The following is a 20,208-nucleotide window of genomic DNA, read 5'->3' as shown; positions in this document are numbered from 1 at the left end:
CCTCTCGAGCAACGGGTCAATGCGCTTTCGCCGCGGCACGCTGCCGGAACAAGAGCAGACTCGTCAGGATAAAGGCCAGCAAGGCAAACGATGCCGAATACCGGCTCAGGGCAAGCCCGCCCGCGCTGATCGGCTTGTCCAGGAAATCGCCGACAACGGCACCCAGCGGACGCGTCAGGATGAACGCCGCCCAGAACAGGAACGTGCGCGACGTCCGGGTCCACAAATACGCCCCGACGAGAATCAGCAGGAGCGCCCCGAACACCACGGCCGCGCCCGTATAGCCGAGCCCCGCCGTATCGGCCGTCCAGTCACCCAAGGCGGTGCCCAGCGTCTGGGAAAACATGATCGTAACCCAATAAAACGCTTCGGCCCTGGGCGAGTGGATCGAATGCACGGACACGGAGCCCATCGTCCGGTACCAGAGCCAGAGCGAGCCGAGCAACAAGGCGAGCAAGATCGAGGAGCCCCCGGCATAGCCAATGCCAAGCGACCGATCGGCGAAGTCCGCGAGCGTGGTGCCGACGGTCGTCGTGGCAATGATCGTTACCCAATACAACGCGGGCGAAAATGCCTTGGCGCGAATCTGTGCCGAGACGGCAATGGCAAACACCACCGCAAAGATCGCGGTGCCGACAAGGTAGCCAAGGTTCATCGACATCGAGACGGCATCGCCCCCGGTCTCGCCCAACGTCGTGGCGGCGATCTTGATCACCCAGAAGAGGAGCGTGACTTCGGGAACCTTGCTTAGCGTTTTCTGCACGTTTTCGTTCATGGTGCGTGTTGTCCTTTGAAGTATCACGCCTTGACCCATCCCAGGTCGATCCAGTGCGCGAACAGCTTTCGGTGAATCAGCAGGGCCACGTGACAGACGGGCGTGAGCAGCCATCGCATATGGCGCGTCACCAGCCACACGGAGATGCCCGCGACGATGACCGAACCTGCCATATCCATCGGATAGTGCACGCCGAGGAAAATACGCGCCCACGCCACGGGGAGGCCGAGCAGTGCGGCGGCAACGCCCGCCGTTCGGGTTCGGTTGTCCAGCATGAGGGCGCACGCGACCGACCAGATCAGCGTGAGGTGATCACTCGGAAACGAACTGTCGGCGGCGTGTGCGAGATAGGTATGTCCGATGCCAACGACGAACGGGCGCGGATGTTGCCACACCCAGCCGATCGCCTGATTGACCGCGAGCCCGATGGCGCCGGCCATGGCGGCGGCAATCAGCGACCGGCGCTGCGCCTCGTCGGCGCGCAGCCACAACAGCCCCATCGCCACGGGCACCGTCAGAATCAAATACTGCGCAAAGAAAACCGCCATACCGAATACCGGGGGCGTGGGTAATGCCGACGCATTGAGCATAAGAAACAACGTGTCGTTCAGGCGCTCCATGCGGCGTCCTCCTTGAAATGAGCCTGCTACGAAAATGACGCGGGAATTTGCGTAGAACGAAGCCTATGCCTGCACACTTAGCCACGCATTAGAATCCGTCGTTACCTGAGCGGTCTTGGGGGCGGTGATGGCTGCGGCGCTTGAAGGCCAGCGCGTGCCGGAAAAAGCATTCGCCCGCAGCCACCGGGAAAGGCGGGCGGGCGATCGTATTTGCCGGGTGCACTCGTGCCGCGCGACGGCGTGGACGCTGTCGCGCGACAGACAAGCCATTAGCGGCTCGTGCTGGGTTCCGGCTGGTTCTGCACGGGGAGCATCTTGTGCAAGGTGCCGTCGCGCAGTACCCAGTGATGGTAGAGCGCGGCACAGATGTGCAGCCCGATCGCGCCAAGCAGCACATAGGCGAGCAACGAGTGCACATCGCCCATTGCGTGACCGAACGACGATCCCTGTGTCGACAGCGCGGGCAGCGGCACCAACCCGAGCAATTTCAATCCATAGCCCCGTGCCGATGCGTTGATCCAGCCCAGGACGGGAACCAGCACCAACAGCGCATACAGGCCTTTGTGCGCAATGGCGGCGAACGTGTGGAAGATGGACTTCATGCCTTTCGCCGGGGTGCTGCGATAACGTGCCCACACCAGCCGGATGGCGGTGAGTCCAAGAATCGTGACGCCAAGCGAGAGATGCCACGCGACAAGTCCGATGGCGGGCGTGTTGCGCGTGATATCGGGCATTGTCAACGCGACAACGAATTGCGCAGCCAAAAGGGCCGCAGTAAGCCAGTGCAGATAGCGGGATGCCGCATCGTAACGGGTAATGGTTGGTTTCATCGGAGCCTCTTCGCCACTGATTCAAAACGTAATCCGGCTGACACGGTCGCCAAGCGCCGTGCCCCATGGATCGGAATTCTGGGGCGCGACACTTAGCGAAGACTTAGCAAACGCACATTTCGTGACCGAATCGTCGGTATCGAACGACCTGCGGGCGCTTGACGATTACGGATGCGCATACTGACGCTCGATCGACGACTCGCTCGCGACCTGCATCGCCGGCGCCACCGCCGCGTGCGTGCGGGCCGTCAGATGAACCACGGGATAGGCATTCCGGGACTGGGTGAACAAGCCGTGTTGCTCGGCGCGTTGCAGGCTATGCTCGACGGCGAGCCGCGTGACATGCATCTGTGGACGATGGTTCATCGCGGTCTCGGGATAGACCGTGTCGCCCTGTTGCATCAGGCCGCGCGTTTCCGCGCTCACGAGTTGCCGATATACCTGCGCACGTGTGAGCGAAAGCGACGGAGCGCCGCCGGACATCACGGATTGGCTTTCAGCCGCTTGAGCATTGATCTGTACTGCACCGAGCAGTCCCGCCACGGCAACGAGTGCGGCAACATATGAGGTCTTCATGATCGAACTCCTAAGGGTAACGATGGGTGTGAAGGGGCGATGCCTCTGCCATCGCGCAACCTTCACATTGATCGTAGGCGCGCAGCCTTAGCGAACCCTTAGCGCGATCGCGCGTAGGCCATAAGTCGATCGTCGAGTGGAAATGAGCGCTGTGCCGCAGATGCGGGAGCGATACCGCTACCGCTCGATGAGTCGGCTATGCCTGAACACAATGCCTTTGATCCCATCCAGAACGAATGCGAACGCGGCCACGGCGCCCAGGACCATGCCGATGAGCGTCACCGGGACAGCCGCCATCAATGTTCCGGTCGCGGCCATGCCACTGACGATCGCCACGGCGCTCACGCTCGCCGTGACGAGGATCCGGCTGGGCGCCAGCGATCCAATCCGCCCGTCGGTGCGCAGCACATAGACGTTGGCCTGCGTTGTAAAGACCAGCAGCAGGAATACGAGGGTCTGCATCTGTGCGGGGGCCAGACCCAGCCGGCTGCGCAGCGTCGCATACAGCGACAGCGAAAACACGAGCGACACGGCCGCCAGAACGCCTGCCGCACCGATGAGTTGTCCTACCTGCCAGCGCTGCGGCCGGCTCGCGGGCAGCGTCCTGTCGGCGGCAATACTCATCGTGACGAAGTCGTTCGCAAACAGCAGCAACACGATCAGCGGCGACGAGATCACGAAGCCGTGCGTGAACCACAGCCCAAGCGTCAGGAACACGACAATCTCCAGCGTCTTGACGACCTTGTTGAGAATGTAGGTCAGCATGCGGCGATGCACCTCCCGTCCCGCCGCGACCACCGACAATACGCCCCCGAGACCCGGATCGGTGAGCACGACGCCCGCCGCCGCCTTGGCCACGTCGGTCGCACTGGCGACGGCGATGCCGAGTTCCGCCTGACGCAATGCGGGCGCATCGTTCACGCCATCCCCCGTCATGCCCGTCACATGCCCCGCCGTTTGCAGCGCGGCAACGATGGCGTGCTTCTCTTCAGGCAAGACGCGCGCAAAGATGTCGCACTGCTCGGGGTGACGCAGATCGTCGGCGTGTGCGGTGCATACGCGCGTCCCAAGGCCGAGCCGTTGTCCGATGGCCTTCGCCGTTTCCAGCGCGTCGCCCGTGGCCATGCACACCCGCACCCCAAGGTTGCCCAGCTTGACGATGAGATCCTGGGCATCCTCCCTGGGTGGGTCGGACAGCGCAACGAGGCCAACCAGCCGGACAGCGCCCGCGCCCCCTTGCGCGACCGCCAGCACGCGCGCGCCGGCGCCCTCCAGCAACCGTTCTGCATCGGCAATCGCATCGGATTGCACCGAAGGCGCAGTGCACTGCGCAAGCACGGCACGGGTCGCGCCTTTCAGCGCATACCATTCGATGCCGTCGACGATATAGATCCCCTCGCTGAAGCGCGTCGCGGGATCGAAGGGGCGGAACGCTTTGCGCACGGGGAGCGCTTGCGCACCGGCATGACCTCGATGGGCCGAGAGAATGGCAAGGTCCAGGGGGTCCTGCGACGCATCATCGCTCGCGAGCGAGGCGGCGCGCAACACCGCGATGTCATCCAGGCCGTCGAAGGCCGTGACCTTCGTCACGGACAACGCGTTCTTCGTCAACGTGCCGGTCTTGTCGGAGAGCAGTGTGTCCATCGCCGCCGCTTCTTCGACCGCCGGCAATCTCGTGACCAGCACGCCCTGCCTGGCCAGCGCTGCGCTCGCCATCGCGGTGGCCAGCGTATAGGTGGCCGGCAACGCGACCGGCACCGACGCCACAAGCAGCAGCAGCGCAAAGATCGCCGTCTCTGTCAGAGGAAGTCCATGCGTCACCGCGTAGACAATCGCCAGGGCGATCAGCACGGCGTCGAACGCGACGAGGCGTGTGACGATTGCGAAAATGGTGCGCTGCATGTGGCTCGGCGCATTCGAGGTGCGTACCAGTTCGGCTGTCCGGCCAAAGTAAGTGCCCGCACCAGTGGCGGTGACCTCCCCGCTGCCTTCCCCCTGTCGCACGACCGACCCGGTGTAGGCCGCCTGCCCTGGACCGGCGCCGACGGGCAGCGACTCGCCCGTGAGCGCCGATTGATCGAGCGACACGGCGCCGTCGAACAGCATGAGGTCGGCGGGCACGATGTCACCGGCGCGTACGTGCACGACATCCCCGGGCACGAGTTGCGTGGCCGATAGCCGCATCCAGTGCGCGTCGCGCATCACGCGCGCGCTCACTTGCAACTGGCGACGCAGCAACGTCAGCGCGTCCTTGGCGCGACGCTCCTGGACAAACGCGACCGCGGCATTGAAGGTCAGCAGAAACAGGATGACGACGGCCTCCTGAGGTCTGCCGAGCCCTGTCTGAAGCACGATGACCGCTTCCAGCATCCACGGCACCGGCCCCCAGAACTTGCCGGCCAACTGACGCCAAGCGGGGAGCTGCACATCTTCGATGACGTTGGCGCCGAATCGTTGCAGGCGATCCTGCGCCTCGTGGGCTGTCAGCCCGGTGGCATGATCGGTGGGCGGGGGCGCCAGGGCGCCCCCGACTTCGGAATGAACGGCAGATGACATGACCTGGGAAGGCGTACGCATAGACGTTGTCCCTTCGGTAGCCCATCGCGAACGCGATGGGCCCGCCCGGCCCTCATCGTGCAATTGGGGCGTATGCGAATCGTACGCCTTATTGCCAGGCCATCGATGGTGGGAGTGGACGTCAGTGCGACAGCGCTTCCAGACGTACGCCGTTGGTCTTCGGTCCGAACGCCCCGATGGAGATCATGACGACCAGCATGCAGACTGTAATGCCGGCGAAGACGCCGGGCACACCGAAGTCGCGCAGCAATGCCGCGATGAGGAAGCCGGAAAGCATGGCGCCCGCCCGACTGGCCGAATACACGATCCCGTTGGCACGACACCGGATCGCGGTCGGGAAAAGCTCGGCCTGGTAGGCGTGGTAGCAAACAGAGATGACCTGGCCGAACAGGCTGATCACGATGCCGCACGTGATGAGCCCAGGCACGCTGGTCAAGTGGGCGAACGTGAGGCCGAACACCACGACGGCGGCCGCAGCGCCGACGATGAGCCACTTGCGTTCGATTTTGTCGGCGAAAAGGATCGTCAGCGCCGGTCCGAGCGGCAACGCAAACGCGATGATGAAGGAATACAGCAGGCTCTTCGTGACGGTAATGCCCTGGCCGATCAGCAGCGTCGGCACCCAGTTGGCGAATCCGTAGTACCCGATGGCCTGACAGAAGTTGAAAGCGATCAGCATGAACAGTCGCGAGCGATAGGGCGATTGAAGCAGCTCCGCGAATGTCGCCCGGCGCTGCGGCGGCAGTTGAACGACGTCTGCCGGCGCCGGCAACGGCGAACCGGTCTCCTGCGTCACGGCATGCTCCATGCGCGAGACGATCGCGTCGGCTTTGTCGGCGCGGTCATTCATGGCAAGCCAGCGCGGGCTTTCCGGCACGGCGCGCCGCACAAACCAGACCAGCACGGCGCCCACCGAACCCACGAGCACCACCCAACGCCATCCGTCGAGTCCGAACAGGGTGGTCGGCACCAACCAATAGGACAGCAGTGCGGCGACCGGTGCCGCGGCGAACATGACCATCTGGTTGAACGCCATCGCCCGTCCGCGCATGTGTTGCGGCATCAATTCGGTCACGTAACTATCGATCGTGACGATTTCCACACCCACGCCAATCCCGGCGATGAAGCGCCAGATGATCAGCGACTCCGGAGAATTCGACAGCGCCATGATGGCCGAGCACGCCGAGTACCACAGCAGTGAATAGGTGAACACGGCACGGCGGCCGAAGCGGTCCGGCAACCCGCCGAAGCAAAACGTGCCGACGAACAAGCCGGCGAACGTTGCGGCAATGAAGCCCGCAATTCCGTGAAATCCGAACAGTGAATGGGTGGTGGCGCTCAGCAGGCCGCTCTTCGCCATGCCGGGCGCAATGTACCCGGTGAAGATCAGGTCGTAGATTTCAAAGAAGCCGCCCAACGAAATCAGCAGGACGAGCTTCCAGAGATACCCCGTGACGGGCAGCCGGTCCATTCGGGCCGCGACTTCGGCGGCCGGGTGAATGTCAGCGGGTACGTGATTCGCAGCAACGGGCGGTGCGCCCGCGGTCAGTCCAGTTGTCATGCTTGTCTCCAGAGGGTCCGTCACGGCCTGGGTTTTGTTATGGCGCCGCGACATCGTATAAGCGCGTATCGCTGGCCGGCTTGGCCGGAGGTGCGACGGTGCGCTTGCGTCAGGCGGCGACCTTGCGAGTCAGACGCCCAAGGATTTGCTGCGTGTGTTCACCGACTTTTGCCAGCGCCTGCCTGACGCCGGGACGGCGCCCGCCCAACATGATCGGCAGAAGCACGACATCGGTGACCGTGCCGTCGTCGGTCTCCATCGGCGCAATGCCGCCGCTGGCGCGAAGATGGGGATCGTCGAGCAACTGTTCCGGACGCACGATCGGGGCGAACGGGATGCCCGCCGCTTCGAGTTGAGGCATCAGCACTTGCATGTCGTGATGTCGAAGCACGGCGCCGAACCGTTCCAGCAGCAGCGGTCTCACGGCGACGCGCTCGGCGTTCGTGGCAAATTGCGGTTCGGCGGCAAACTCAGGGCAGCCCAGCACGTCGCAGAGCTTGATGAACTGCTTGTCGCTGACCGCGCCGATGAAAAGTTGCTCGTCGTTGGCCAGCGTGAACACGTCGTAGACGCTCCAGGCGGACACGCGGGCAGGCATCGGCGGAGGCGCTTCGCCGGTCATCGAGTACTGCTGCATGTGTTGCGAACTGAGGAAAACGCAGTTCTCGAAGAGTGCGCTTTGGACCTCCTGGCCGCGGCCCGTCGCGTCGCGCTCTCGAAGGGCAGCCAGCACGCCGATCGCGCCGAACATGCCACCCATGATGTCGTTGACCGATGTGCCGGCCCGGAGCGGGCGGCCCACGGGACCCGTCATGTATGAGAGTCCGCCCATCATCTGCACCACTTCATCCAGCGCCAGACGCTTCTCATACGGCCCGGGCAAGAAGCCCTTGTGCGACACGTAGATGAGGCCCGGGTGTTGGCGAGACAGTGTTGTGTAATCGAGACCGCACGCCGCCATCAATCCGGGGCGGAAGTTCTCGATCACGATGTCGCACTCGCCAATGAGGTCGGCCGCCGTCTCCCGGCCTTCGTCCGTATTGATATCGATGACGACGCTTTTCTTGTTGCGATTGAAGGCGCGGAAGAATCCGATGCCCAACCCGGGCAACTTGCGTGTCTTGTCGCCACCGGGCGGCTCGACCTTGATGACCTCGGCCCCGAGGTCCGCGAGAATCATCCCGCAGGTCGGGCCCATCACCATGTGGGTGAACTCGACGACGCGCACGCCTTCGAGCGGCAAGCGATTTTCTTGGGACATCGTGTCAATCCTCAGGCAGCGCTCGGCGGCGTCTTGCACGCCGCGCCGGTCAATTCAGGGAGTCCCGCACGAGCGAGCGCACCGTGAAACGTTTCGTCAGGCAGCCACATGGTCAGGCGTGCCCGGAGGGCGAGGAGCGCGTCGATATCGAGTCCCGTCGCAATTTGCATGTCGTCCAGCATGAAGGCGAGGTCTTCGGTAGCCGCGTTGCCGCTTGCGCCGGGCGCGTGCGGACACCCGCCGATGCCGCCAAGGGACGTATCGAAGCGATCGACGCCGGTACCGAGTGCCGCGATCACGTTGGCCAGGGCCAAGCCTCGCGTGTCATGGAAGTGGCCGCACCACAGACGCTCACCGGCCAGTTCGCGGGCTTGCGTGAACAGACGGCTCACCGCGCCCGGGCCGGCGTAACCCACCGTATCCGCCAGGCTGACGTCGTCCGCGCCGACGTCGAGCAACGCAGCGAGGCAGCGCATCACCTCGGCTTCCGGCACGCCGCCCTGCAGCGTGCAGCCGAAGGCCGTGCCGACGCCCCCTTCAATCTTCGTTTTGACGCCGGCGGCGTCGCGTGCGGCACGAATGCGTCCGACCTCCGCGATGACGTCATCGGGCGTTTTGCGCAGGTTGGCGAGACTGTGCGCGTGGCTCGCCGAAAGGGGGACGAGCAGGCGGTCGACGCCGCACGCCAGGGCACGTTCGGCGCCTTTCAGGTTCGGCACCAGCGCGCTCACTGACAAGCCGGGAAGGGTGCGCGCGTGGGCCACGAGGGCAGGCGTGTCGGCGAGTTGGGGCAGACGCTCGGGGGGCACGAACGAGCCGACCTCGATTTCGCGCAGACCGGCGGCGTAGGCGGCGTCGATCCACTCGATCTTGCGTTCAGTGGGCAGTACGCTGGACAGGCTTTGCAGCCCGTCGCGCATGCCAACCTCTCGCAACATGACTCGCGACGGATACAGGGACATGGCATCTCCAAAGTTATCGGTGCCGGTCTGACCAACCGGCTTTTGTGCTAACTTTAGTCATTCCCTAATGGAAATAAAGAGAAGAAAAGGCAGCCTGGAGATTCCATTCAGGAATGTCAGAATGAGGCGAGCCCAGGAGGCGTTATGCGCGACATTGATTTGAAGACCCTGCGCTTGTTCGTGGCCGTATGCGACCACAACAACATTGGGCGGGCGGCAAGCGAGGCGCATATCGAGCCGTCGGCGATCAGCAAGCGAATTGCGCAGATGGAGTCGGACCTCGGCGTGACACTGTTGACCCGCACGCGGCGCGGGGTACACCCCACGGCCGCCGGGCTGGCCGTGCTGGAAAATGCACGCAGCGTGTTGTTCACGATGGAGCGAATCGCGTCCGACGCGGCGTCGTTCGGGGGCGGATTGAAGGGGCGGGTGAGTTTGTGTGCGTCCGCGTCGGCGATTGCGGAGTCGCTGTTGGACGACATCTCCGACTTCATGTCGATCCCGGCCTACGCGGACATCCGCGTGGATGTCGAGGAGCGGCTATCGGTCGATCTGGTCCGTCGCATTCGCGAAGGGGCGGCTTCCGTGGGCGTGTGTTGGGACAACGTCGCGCTGGACGGATTGCAGGCAGTGTCGTATCGAGAGGATTCCTTGGCCTTGGCGGTTCATCCCGCGCACCCGTTGGCTGGGCGCCGCTCGCTGTCGTTTCACCAATCGCTGGACTACGAGCACGTCGGCATGCCCCCGGCGACGGCGGTGCATACGCTTTTGCAGCGAGCCGCCGCGAACGTCGGGCGAACCGTGAGCTATCGCGCGGTGGTGTCCAGCTTCGATGCGGCATTGCGTGTCGTTGCCGCAAATCTGGGTATCAGCGTGATTCCCGCCGAAGTCGGCGAGATTTACCAATCGAGCAGGAAAATCAAGACGATTCCGCTGACCGACAGTTGGGCCCGCCGACGCTTCATCATCTGCTATCGCGATTTTGAAGCGTTACCGCCTGCGGCACAGCGAATGGTAGAGCACCTGGTGGCGCGTGCCCGCGCACCATCGTGACGACGGGACGATGGCGCGCGACGGGGTCGGGATTCGGGACGTTTCGCGTCGGAGCGGGTTATCCACTCACTCGACCAGCGCAGGCATTGACGAGGCAATGCACGTGAAATTTAGGCGTTAGTACATGGTAGCGAATTACCTATACTCGAACGGGATCTCGGAGCAGGCAGCCCGTCATCCTGCGGGGTGTTACCGCCCTGCCTCATCGCCAACGCCGCTTGCAGCGGTGATATGACGCCAAGAAACATTCAAATGGGCTTCATCGGGCGCTCTCGGGGGCAACGCCGACCTCCGTATGTCCGCACACGTGTGCCGCCAAACGGCAGGGATCGGCCTGTCTGCGGTCAGCTCGCGCGATATTTCACGAAAGGACTTTGGTCATGGATGACATTTCTCCCCAAGCCTTCGTCGATGCCCTACTCGGATATCAGAAAACCGCTGCGGTAAAAGCCGCCGTCGCGCTCGATCTGTTCACCGCGATCGAGAGTGAAAAGGGTGAACTCGAGCCTATCGCGAAGCGCGTGCAGGCCTCCGAACGGGGTGTGCGCATTCTGTGCGATTACCTGACCGTACTGGGGCTTCTACAGAAGCAGACGGGGCGCTATCGATTGACACCCTCGACTTCTGCGTTCCTTACGACTTCCTCTCCGACTTGGATGGGACGTGTCTCCGATTTTCTTGCGGCACCCGAGATGACGGCGCTGTGGCTCGAGGATCCGGTTGCGTTCGTTCGAAACGGAGGCTCCGTCGGGCTTGGCAACATGTCCCCCGACAACCCCGTCTGGGTGAAATTCGCGCGCGCCATGGTGCCGTTTGTGGCGCCAACCGCGCAGGCCGTGAGTCAGCAGGTTGGCACATGGCCGGAAGCACCGAAGCGCGTGCTCGACATTGCCGCCGGGCACGGGATATTTGGCATTGCGATCGCTCGCGCCTTTCCTGCGGCGGAAGTCGTGGCAACCGACTGGCAAGCGGTATTGGCGGTGGCGACGGAGAACGCTGCGATGGCCGGCGTAAGCGCGCGCTATCAGACGATTGCGGGCAGTGCGTTTGACGTCGAATGGGGAACGGACTTCGATCTCGTCCTGATCTCGAATTTCCTGCACCACTTCGATCCGCCCACCTGCGTCGGACTGCTCTCGAAAGTACGCAAGAGCCTCCGCGCCGGAGGGCGAGCGCTCGCGGTGGAATTCGTTCCCGACGACGATCGCGTGTCGCCGCCCTTCGCCGCAGCCTTCTCCTTCATGATGCTCGGCTCGACGCCGCAAGGCGATGCATACACCGCGCGTGAATTCGAGGAGATGGGCCGCGAAGCGGGCTTTTCAAAGATCGGTGTCGCCCCCCTCCCACCATCGCCCGAGAGCCTCGTCGTCTTCGAGTAATCGGCCGATTTCCTGTCCATACTGGCGCCAAGAGAAGCGCAGAGAATGGTGGAGCCTCTGGTGGCGCGAGCCCGCGCGCCATCGTGACGGCGAGCCGACCTTTCACGGGCCCTGTACTGCAATTGCCGGGTCGAGCCGCAAGATGCGGCGTATGATTTCAGTCATATCCAGAGTGGCATGTCGACGGTAGACTTCGAGTGCTCTTTCGATTGGAGTTATCCATGAAACGCCCTTCAGTATCGTTCGCCCGGGCCACGACCGCCGTTATGCTCGGGGCGGTCGTTTTCTCATCGGCCGCCTTCGCAGACGTGACCGCGCGCCAGACGGCGGTGGCGCAACACGGGGCCGAGGTGATGCCGTTCTCCCTGGCCGCCACGACCCACATCTTCACGAAGACGGCCACGGGTGGCGTTCAGCAGGTCGTCACGAAGCGCCACGACCCGAAGCAGGTCGCGCTGATCCGCGAGCACATGACCGTCATTGCCCGAAACTTCGCAGCGGGGGATTTCGGCGCGCCGGAGACCATTCACGGCAGCGACATGCCAGGCCTGTCGGCGTTGCGAGCGGCGCAGCCGGGCGAACTCAAGGTCAGCTATCGCGACCTGCGTAATGGCGGTGAGATCGTCTATCGGGCGAACGGGCCACGTCTTGTCGACGCGCTGCACAAATGGTTCGACGCGCAGTTGTCCGATCATGGACACGATGCCATGGCGGGACACGATCCCGGCATGATTCACCATCATGCGATGGATGCTTCAACGGCGAAGTAAGTCACGCATACGGCCGGGGGACTCATGACCGATCTCTCCGATGCCCTCGCTACCGGACCGGAATGGTGCCCGCCGACGTGGCCGGACGCGCTGCGCGAATCGGCCCGGTTGTGTCGGTACGAGGCGAACACTTACGTGTTCAAGCGAGGACAGCGCGTCGAGTCGGTGTATCAGATTCAGACGGGGCAGGTGCTGTTACGACGCGACGAAGCGAACGGCGAATCCATCACGTTGCAGACTGCTGGGCCTGGAGACTTCCTGGCCGAAGCGAGCCTTTTCAACGCCCACTATCACTGCGATGCATTTAGCGGGAGCACGAGCGCATTGCTGGCGTTTCCTGCGAAGACTTTGCTGGCGTGTTTACAACGCGACTCGCGGTTTGCGATCGACTGGATACGGCTGCTATCGCGGCAACTCGTGCGCAGCCGTGCCCGGGCGGAACGCCTGACACTTCGCTCGCCGCGCGAGCGTGTGTTGCATTGTCTGCGGCTGGAGTGCGACGATCACGGACGGTTCAAGCCGCCCGGAACGCTCATGCAATGGGCCGCCACGCTCGGGATCGCCCATGAAACCCTGTATCGCACGCTGGCGCAACTGGAACACGACGGAACGATTGTCCGCGACGGGGTCGAGATTCGGGAGGTCTTGCGTCCGAACGTGGTCTCGACGAAATAAGCGACCGCTGCCTGCCAGCGTGCTACAAACCTCCCGCCTGTTCCAGGGCTCCCGTTACGCATCCTCACCGATCAGGACTGGCGTTTGCCACGGCCACCCGTGCGTTTGGCAGATGGCTTGCGCGAGCCCCCAACTGACATGCCGGCGGGCTTGCCACGCGGCTTTTTGCTGGGCACCGGCATGGCGCTCGACGCCGCCCGCGGCACCTTGGGCTTCTTTGGTTTTTTGGGCTTCTTGATGATCTGGCCCGTCGCGCTGGTTTGCGGCACGCGATGTTCGGCCTCAAAACCCGGCGCTTCTTCACGGGGCAGCGTTTGCCCGATCAGCGCTTCAATCGCCGCCAATTGGGGCGCTTCGTCAGCACACACGAGGGACACCGCCACGCCGCTGGCGCCCGCGCGGCCGGTACGGCCAATACGGTGCACATAGTCTTGCGCGACGATCGGTAGATCAACGTTGATCACCAGCGGCAGGTCCTCGATATCCAGCCCGCGCGCTGCCACATCGGTGGCAACCAGCATATGGACTTCGCCCGTCTTGAATCGCTCCAGCGCGCGCAGGCGCGCGGGTTGCGGTTTGTCGCCGTGGATGGTGTCGACCGCATAACCCGCTTCATCCAGCACGGCCGCCAGGTAATCCACGCCTTTGCGCGTTTTGACGAATACCAGCGCGTGCTCCCAGTGGTTCTCAGCCAAAAGGTGCATGAAGAGGTCGGGCTTGTTCTTTTTATCCACCGGCACCACCCACTGCTTGATCCTGCTTGCCGTGGTATTGGGCGGGCTGACGCTGATATCGACCGGACCGCGCAGAAGGCTCGCCGCCATGGCGCGGATGTCATCGGTAAACGTGGCGGAGAACAGCAGGGTCTGGCGCTGGGCGGGCAAGGCAGCAAAGACGGCGTTGAGTTCGCGCGCAAAGCCCAGATCCAGCATGCGGTCGGCTTCATCCAGGACCAGCGTTTCGACTTGGTCAAACTGCACTGCGTTCTGGCGATTGAGATCCAGCAAACGGCCCGGCGTGGCGACGAGCACATCCACGCCTTTGCGCAGCTTCATCATCTGCGGGTTGAGGCTCACGCCGCCGTAGGCGGCCAGAAATCGCAAGTCCAGGCCTTTACCGTAAGCAATAAAGCTTTGCAGCACTTGTTCAGCCAGTTCACGCGTAGGCACCAGCACCAGAACACGCGCCCGGTTGCTCGACACCGCCGGGCCGTGCTGCACCAGCCGTTGCAACAGCGGTAGCGCAAAACCCGCCGTTTTGCCCGTGCCGGTCTGTGCCGCGGCCATGACGTCCTTGCCACTGAGCACCGCCGGAATCGCCTTGGCCTGCACCGGCGTAGGTGTCTGGTAATTGAGGTCCTGCACATTACGCAGCAACGGATCGATCAGGCCAAGCGAGGCAAAAGACATGGACGTATCCGGGCTAAAACCGTAATTCTAGCGGTTACCGCACTGATTGCATCGCGCAGATCAAAGCGCCAAGGAATCAACGTTGATCGCCGCTGAAAAAAGATAGCGAAGCCGGACGCCGCGCCAAGGCCGCAATTGAATCGCTCAATCACGCAACACCGCCAAGTCTTATATAAGACATAAGACATAAGACGTTTGATCTTATTGGACATAAGGACTAAAATCACGGCAAACGCAGTCTTGGAAAAAGCCTCGGAGGGCTGAACCCCTCCCCCCGAAACGCAGAATCAGCAGGTCTTCTCATGCTCGAAAACTATCGTGTTCACGTGGCCGCCCGCGCCGCGCTTGGTATTCCGCCCCTGCCGCTGACGGCACAGCAGACCGCTGAACTGGTCGAGCTGCTGACCAATCCGCCGGCGGGTGAAGCGCAAACCCTGCTCGACCTCATCACGAACCGTGTTCCGGCCGGGGTGGACGAAGCCGCGCGCGTGAAGGCCGGTTTCCTCGCCGCCGTTGCCAAGGGTGAGACGGCGTGCACGCTCATCTCGCGTGCCCGTGCCACCGAACTGCTCGGCACCATGCTGGGCGGCTACAACATCCAGCCGCTCATCGAGCTGCTGTCCGACGCCGAGGTTGGCACCGTCGCCGCCGACGCCCTCAAGAAAACCCTCCTGATGTTCGATCAGTTCCATGACGTCAAGGAACTGGCCGACAAGGGCAATGCCAACGCCCGCGCCGTGCTGCAAAGCTGGGCCGACGCCGAATGGTTCACCAGCCGTCCGGAAGTGCCGCAGAGCCTGACCATTACGGTCTTCAAGGTAACGGGCGAAACCAACACCGACGACCTGTCGCCGGCACCGGACGCCACCACCCGCCCGGATATTCCGATGCACGCGCTGGCGATGCTCAAGAACGCACGCCCCGGCATTACCCCGGAAGAAGACGGCAAGCGCGGCCCTATCAAGTTCATCGAATCGCTCAAGGAAAAGGGCCATCTCGTCGCGTATGTGGGTGACGTGGTCGGCACCGGCTCTTCGCGCAAGTCGGCCACCAACTCGGTGCTGTGGTTCACGGGCGAAGACATCCCCTTCATCCCGAACAAGCGCTTCGGCGGCGTGTGCCTGGGCAGCAAGATCGCCCCGATCTTCTACAACACGATGGAAGACGCCGGCGCACTGCCGATCGAGCTGGACGTGTCGAAGATGGAAATGGGCGATGTGGTCGAACTGCGCCCGTACGAGGGCAAGGCCCTCAAGAACGGCGAAGTGATCGCCGAATTCCAGGTCAAGTCCGACGTGCTCTTCGACGAAGTGCGCGCTGGTGGCCGTATTCCGCTGATCATCGGCCGCGGCCTCACGGCCAAGGCGCGTGAAGCGCTGGGCCTGCCCGCGTCGACCCTGTTCCGTCTGCCGCAGCAACCGGTCGACAACGGTCGCGGCTTCTCGCTGGCGCAAAAGATGGTCGGACGCGCCTGCGGCCTGCCTGAAGGTCAGGGTATCCGTCCGGGCACGTATTGCGAACCGAAGATGACTTCGGTCGGCTCGCAGGACACCACCGGCCCGATGACCCGTGACGAACTCAAGGATCTGGCATGCCTCGGCTTCTCGGCCGATCTCGTCATGCAGTCGTTCTGCCACACCGCGGCGTATCCGAAGCCGGTGGACGTGAAGACGCACCAGACCCTGCCGAACTTCATCAGCACGCGCGGCGGCATTGCGCTGCGTCCGGGCGACGGCGTGATTCACTCGTGGCTCAACCGCATGCTGCTGCCCGACACCGTCGGTACGGGCGGCGATTCGCACACGCGCTTCCCGATCGGCATCAGCTTCCCGGCAGGTTCGGGACTGGTGGCGTTCGCCGCCGCCACCGGCACGATGCCGCTGGACATGCCGGAATCGGTGCTGGTGCGCTTCAAGGGCAAGATGCAGCCGGGCGTCACGCTGCGCGATCTCGTCAACGCGATTCCGCTGTACGCCATCAAGCAAGGCATGCTGACGGTGGCCAAGCAGGGCAAGAAGAACATCTTCTCCGGGCGCGTCCTTGAAATCGAAGGCCTGCCCGATCTGAAGGTCGAGCAAGCGTTCGAACTCTCGGATGCCTCTGCCGAGCGTTCGGCCGCCGGTTGCACGGTGCACCTGAACAAGGAACCGATCATCGAGTACCTCAACAGCAACGTCACGCTGCTGAAGTGGATGATTGCGCAGGGCTACCAGGACCCGCGCAGCCTGCAACGCCGCATCGAAGCCATGGAACAGTGGCTGGCCGATCCGCAACTGCTCTCGCCGGATGCCGACGCCGAGTACGCCGCGGTCATCGAGATCGATCTGGCCGACATCCACGAGCCGATCGTGGCCTGCCCGAACGATCCGGACGATGTGAAGACGCTGTCGGACGTGGCCGGTGCGAAGATCGACGAAGTGTTCATCGGTTCGTGCATGACCAACATTGGTCACTTCCGTGCGGCGTCCAAGCTGCTCGAAGGCAAGCGCGACATTCCGGTCAAGCTGTGGGTCGCGCCGCCGACGAAGATGGACCAGAAGCAGTTGACCGAAGAAGGTCACTACGGCGTGTTCGGTACGGCGGGTGCGCGTACGGAAATGCCGGGTTGTTCGCTGTGCATGGGTAACCAGGCACAAGTGCGCGAAGGCGCAACGGTCATGTCGACGTCGACCCGCAACTTCCCGAACCGTCTGGGCAAGAACACGAACGTGTATCTCGGCTCGGCGGAACTGGCGGCGATCTGCTCGCGTCTGGGCAAGATCCCGAGCAAGGAAGAGTACATGGCCGACATGGGCGTGCTCGCCACCGACGGCGACAAGATCTACAAGTACATGAACTTCGATCAGATCGAAGACTTCAAGGAAGTTGCCGACACGGTGCAGATGTAACGGTGCTGATGCATTACGGCACGTTGCTTGTGCCGTAATGCGGGAACCACTGCGCAATGGCGCCGCGAACCGAAAGGTCGCGGCGCCATTTTTTATTTCACGATGACTCCAGCACCGAAATTCGCTGGACTACGCCACGGCCCGATACAGCAGGTTTATCAATAGCTTGGGCGAGTTCAACATATGCCAGTGCTTTCCGAAACCCGACCTGACTTCCGACCGCCTGACGCCTATCCGGCCCTTGGAATCCGGGTCTTTCCGAGGAGTCATCATGGCTAAGCGCAAACCCACTAAGTCCGCCGACGGCCGACCTCGACCGCTATGCGGCGCTGCATGCGCAGACTTACGGCGAGGTGGTCGATGCCGCGACGCTGATTCCACACATGCTGGAAGCGTTCATGACGGGGGATCCAGGATTCACGAGGCGTGCCTGATGGTACTCAAACCTCGCTCGTCCGGCGTTCGGGGCGCGGCAGACAAGTAGACAGCGCGATCAGGCCGAGCACCAGCACCGCGCCGCTCAGCACGCCAAAGCTGGTGCCGAAGGCCGCGCTCACACCCATCGCCACCAGCGCTGCGCTGCCGATCTGGCAGAACCCGACCAGCCCCGACGCAGTGGCCGCATATCCGTGCTCGCTGCCGACGGCGCCCGAGACTGCCAGCGACAGCGACGAACCATTCGCAAAACTGACCAGGCACATCGGCAATACCACGGCCGCGGCGCCCTGCAGTCCCAGTGACACCACAGCCAGGAAGGCTAAGCCGCCGAAAACGAAGCAGGCAATACCGGCAGCGACGATGCGGTCGTAGGGCCAGCGGTCGAGCAGTCGCTTGGTCAGCAGGTTGGCGCCGATGATCCCGGCCGTCAGCGGCAGGTACAGCCAGCCGCTCTGTTCTTCACTCAGGCCCTGCCGCGCGAACAGGAACGGCGATTGGGTCAAGTAGACGAACCAAGCGCAATAAATCGTGCAGACAACCAATGTGTAGCGAAGAAAAGTCCAGTCGCGCAGAACATGATTGAAACCAGCAAAGGGAGAGGTCCGAGTGCGGGCCGCAACGGGTAGCGTTTCCGGTAGCAGCGCCATCACCATCATCAATGCAGTCACGCCGAACGCGGCGACGAACAAGAAATCAGACCGCCAGCCGAAGGCCGCTGCCAAGTGTCCGCCTATGGCCGGTGCCAGAGCTGGAGACAGCGAAACCAGCGGGTAGATCACTGCGTAGGCTTTCGCTGAGGTGCGCTTGTCGCAGGTGTCCGCAATCAAGGCGCGGCCAACAACAAGACCTGCAGCCGCGCCGACGGCTTCCAGCATGCGCCACGCCAGGAACCCGTCGTAGGTGGCAGAGGTCGCACAGCCCACCGAGCCGACGATGTAAAGGGCGACGCCGGCCAGCACTACGGGCTTGCGGCCATAGCGGTCCGACAGTGGCCCGTAGCCCAACTGGGCAATTGCTAGTGCCAGTAGGTAAAACGAGATTGTCTGCGGCATCTGCCAGTCGGCGACGCCGAACTCCGTGGCCATGCTTGGCATGGCGGGCAGATAAACGTCCGAAGCAATTAGCCCGAAGGCACTCAGCATGGCGACGGTCAGGATGAAGGGTAATTGAGGCATGACATATCCAGGGCAACCGGGCGGGCTGCTCGTCAAAGGTCCGAAAGCGATAGACGCCATGCTACGGAGGTATCTTTCATGTGAAAATGCATGAAATTGCAGCGCTTGACTGCATATTTGCAGTATTGGCGAGGTGGCGATGAATTGGAACGACGTGCGGATATTCCTGGCCATTCAGCGTGCGGGCACCCTGCGCGGCGCGGCGCAACAACTGGTCATCGACCAGACCACGGTAGGACGGCGTCTGGCAGCGTTGGAGCAGGCGCTGGGCAGTCGGCTGTTCCTGCGCACCACAGGCGGCCTGGTGCTGACCGACACCGGCCAGCAGGTGTTGCGCATGGCCGAGGACATGGAACGCATGGCCGTCTCCTTCGAGCGCCGCGGCGAAGGTGCCGATGCGCGCGTGGCCGGTGAGGTGCGCGTGACCACCACCGACGCGTTGGCGGTGGATTTCGTGGTTCCTGCCATTGAACGCCTGCGCGCCAGCTATCCTGAGGTGCGAGTCATCCTGAGCACCACGACGCGGCTGCTCGACCTGGCGCGGCGGGAGGCCGACATTGCTGTACGAACCCTTCGGCCGGCGCAACCGGACTTGATCGTTCGCCAACTCGGCTGCTGGGACGTTGGCCTGTATGCAACCCGAGGCTACCTGGCCAAACATGGTGAACCACAACCCGGAACGGGCTTTGCGGGCCACGACATTGCGCTCTACCAGGAGGGTGTGACCGGCCGGCAGGACGACACGCTGGCGGGTGAATCCAGGGCGCACGGTCGCGTGGTTGCCGAACTGGATTCGAGCCTGATGCTCACGACCTTCGTACGCGCCGGGTTGGCCATCGGCGAGTTACCCGAGTACTTGGCCTTGCGCGATCCCGCGCTGGTGCGGCTATGGCCGGAGTGCCGGCGGGCCAAGCCCTACGAGGCGTGGCTGGTGTTGCACCAAGACTTGGCGCGCACGGCCAGAGTGCGTGTCGTCGTCGAGGTGCTCACATCGGTTTTCGGCGATTGAACGTCAGGCATGGGCAAGCCACGTAGTTGCTTTGAGGCGCGACGACCAAGAGGCCACCATTCCAAGACAAGCGTGCCATCTGCAGGCAGTCGTCCCCGATGCAGTGCGCCCCGGCTGTCTTCGGCAATGCGCCTGTGTAGCTCCTAGCCCATCAGGCCGCAGCTCCGTGACGCGGCGCAAAGTTGAGCTAACCCCGCGCCCTACATAAGTTTCTGGCCTTCGAAAAATTCTCGCGACTGACTAGACGCAG

The 20,208-nt window shown here is 63.1% G+C and carries 16 protein-coding genes and 1 pseudogene; 7 read left to right on the top strand and 10 right to left on the bottom strand.

The window, feature by feature from the left end; all coding sequences use genetic code 11:
• Positions 1-16 precede the first annotated feature (16 nt).
• The 8 genes from PTE31013_RS00615 to PTE31013_RS00580 all read right to left on the bottom strand — a co-directional run bounded on the left by PTE31013_RS00615 (position 17) and on the right by PTE31013_RS00580 (position 9,162).
• Entirely contained in the window at positions 17-775 is a 759-nt protein-coding gene (locus tag PTE31013_RS00615) for a COG4705 family protein (RefSeq protein ID WP_150610909.1), read from the bottom strand.
• A 23-nt stretch (positions 776-798) separates the two neighbouring features.
• Positions 799-1,395, bottom strand: a complete 597-nt coding sequence (locus PTE31013_RS00610; protein WP_150610908.1) for an undecaprenyl-diphosphatase — start codon at positions 1,393-1,395, stop codon at positions 799-801.
• Positions 1,396-1,664: 269 nt separating this feature from the next.
• A complete protein-coding gene (locus PTE31013_RS00605) occupies positions 1,665-2,225 on the bottom strand; it encodes a cytochrome b (RefSeq protein ID WP_150610907.1) in 561 nt (186 codons plus the stop codon).
• A 165-nt stretch (positions 2,226-2,390) separates the two neighbouring features.
• Positions 2,391-2,801 (bottom strand): DUF4148 domain-containing protein, encoded by a 411-nt coding sequence (locus tag PTE31013_RS00600; RefSeq protein WP_150610906.1) that lies wholly within the window; start codon positions 2,799-2,801, stop codon positions 2,391-2,393.
• Positions 2,802-2,978: 177 nt separating this feature from the next.
• The gene (locus PTE31013_RS00595; RefSeq protein ID WP_150611543.1) at positions 2,979-5,357 is read right to left on the bottom strand and encodes a plasma-membrane proton-efflux P-type ATPase; all 2,379 of its coding nucleotides are present in this window, start codon (positions 5,355-5,357) and stop codon (positions 2,979-2,981) included.
• A 142-nt stretch (positions 5,358-5,499) separates the two neighbouring features.
• On the bottom strand, positions 5,500-6,939 hold the full coding sequence (locus tag PTE31013_RS00590; RefSeq protein ID WP_150610905.1) for an MFS transporter: 1,440 nt from the start codon (positions 6,937-6,939) through the stop codon (positions 5,500-5,502).
• A gap of 109 nt (positions 6,940-7,048) precedes the next feature.
• Positions 7,049-8,200 carry a CaiB/BaiF CoA transferase family protein gene (locus PTE31013_RS00585; RefSeq protein WP_150610904.1) on the bottom strand — a complete coding sequence of 384 codons (1,152 nt, stop codon included), beginning with the start codon at positions 8,198-8,200 and terminating at the stop codon, positions 7,049-7,051.
• A gap of 11 nt (positions 8,201-8,211) precedes the next feature.
• The gene (locus PTE31013_RS00580; protein ID WP_150610903.1) at positions 8,212-9,162 is read right to left on the bottom strand and encodes a hydroxymethylglutaryl-CoA lyase; all 951 of its coding nucleotides are present in this window, start codon (positions 9,160-9,162) and stop codon (positions 8,212-8,214) included.
• Between the two features lie 144 nt (positions 9,163-9,306).
• On the opposite strand from PTE31013_RS00580, the gene PTE31013_RS00575 reads away from it, so the two are divergent.
• From PTE31013_RS00575 to PTE31013_RS00560, 4 genes are all read left to right on the top strand, one after another.
• The gene (locus PTE31013_RS00575) at positions 9,307-10,215 is read left to right on the top strand and encodes a LysR family transcriptional regulator (RefSeq protein ID WP_150610902.1); all 909 of its coding nucleotides are present in this window, start codon (positions 9,307-9,309) and stop codon (positions 10,213-10,215) included.
• A 380-nt stretch (positions 10,216-10,595) separates the two neighbouring features.
• Positions 10,596-11,594 (top strand): methyltransferase, encoded by a 999-nt coding sequence (locus PTE31013_RS00570; protein ID WP_150610901.1) that lies wholly within the window; start codon positions 10,596-10,598, stop codon positions 11,592-11,594.
• A 221-nt stretch (positions 11,595-11,815) separates the two neighbouring features.
• A complete protein-coding gene (locus PTE31013_RS00565; protein ID WP_150610900.1) occupies positions 11,816-12,364 on the top strand; it encodes an aspartate carbamoyltransferase in 549 nt (182 codons plus the stop codon).
• A gap of 24 nt (positions 12,365-12,388) precedes the next feature.
• On the top strand, positions 12,389-13,039 hold the full coding sequence (locus tag PTE31013_RS00560) for a Crp/Fnr family transcriptional regulator (protein WP_150610899.1): 651 nt from the start codon (positions 12,389-12,391) through the stop codon (positions 13,037-13,039).
• 71 nt (positions 13,040-13,110) lie between these two features.
• Here PTE31013_RS00560 and PTE31013_RS00555 read toward each other — a convergent pair whose 3' ends face one another.
• A complete protein-coding gene (locus PTE31013_RS00555) occupies positions 13,111-14,448 on the bottom strand; it encodes a DEAD/DEAH box helicase (RefSeq protein ID WP_150610898.1) in 1,338 nt (445 codons plus the stop codon).
• Between the two features lie 302 nt (positions 14,449-14,750).
• Between PTE31013_RS00555 and acnB the strand changes: the two genes are divergently transcribed.
• Complete coding sequence (gene acnB / locus PTE31013_RS00550) at positions 14,751-17,336, top strand: bifunctional aconitate hydratase 2/2-methylisocitrate dehydratase (RefSeq protein WP_150610897.1); 2,586 nt, start codon at positions 14,751-14,753, stop codon at positions 17,334-17,336.
• Positions 17,337-17,641: 305 nt separating this feature from the next.
• A pseudogene (locus tag PTE31013_RS00545) lies at positions 17,642-17,770 on the top strand (DUF2274 domain-containing protein); the annotation flags it as partial.
• Positions 17,771-17,776: 6 nt separating this feature from the next.
• Here PTE31013_RS00545 and PTE31013_RS00540 read toward each other — a convergent pair.
• Positions 17,777-18,949 (bottom strand): multidrug effflux MFS transporter, encoded by a 1,173-nt coding sequence (locus PTE31013_RS00540; RefSeq protein ID WP_150610896.1) that lies wholly within the window; start codon positions 18,947-18,949, stop codon positions 17,777-17,779.
• 139 nt (positions 18,950-19,088) lie between these two features.
• Here PTE31013_RS00540 and PTE31013_RS00535 point away from each other — a divergent pair, with 139 nt between their 5' ends.
• The gene (locus PTE31013_RS00535) at positions 19,089-19,958 is read left to right on the top strand and encodes a LysR family transcriptional regulator (protein WP_150610895.1); all 870 of its coding nucleotides are present in this window, start codon (positions 19,089-19,091) and stop codon (positions 19,956-19,958) included.
• Positions 19,959-20,208 lie beyond the last annotated feature (250 nt).

It is taken from the genome of Pandoraea terrigena, from assembly GCF_902459705.1.
GTDB classification, from domain to species: domain Bacteria; phylum Pseudomonadota; class Gammaproteobacteria; order Burkholderiales; family Burkholderiaceae; genus Pandoraea; species Pandoraea terrigena.
The sequence above is the reverse complement of the archived record's forward strand: the minus strand, read 5'-3'. Positions and strand labels throughout refer to the sequence as shown.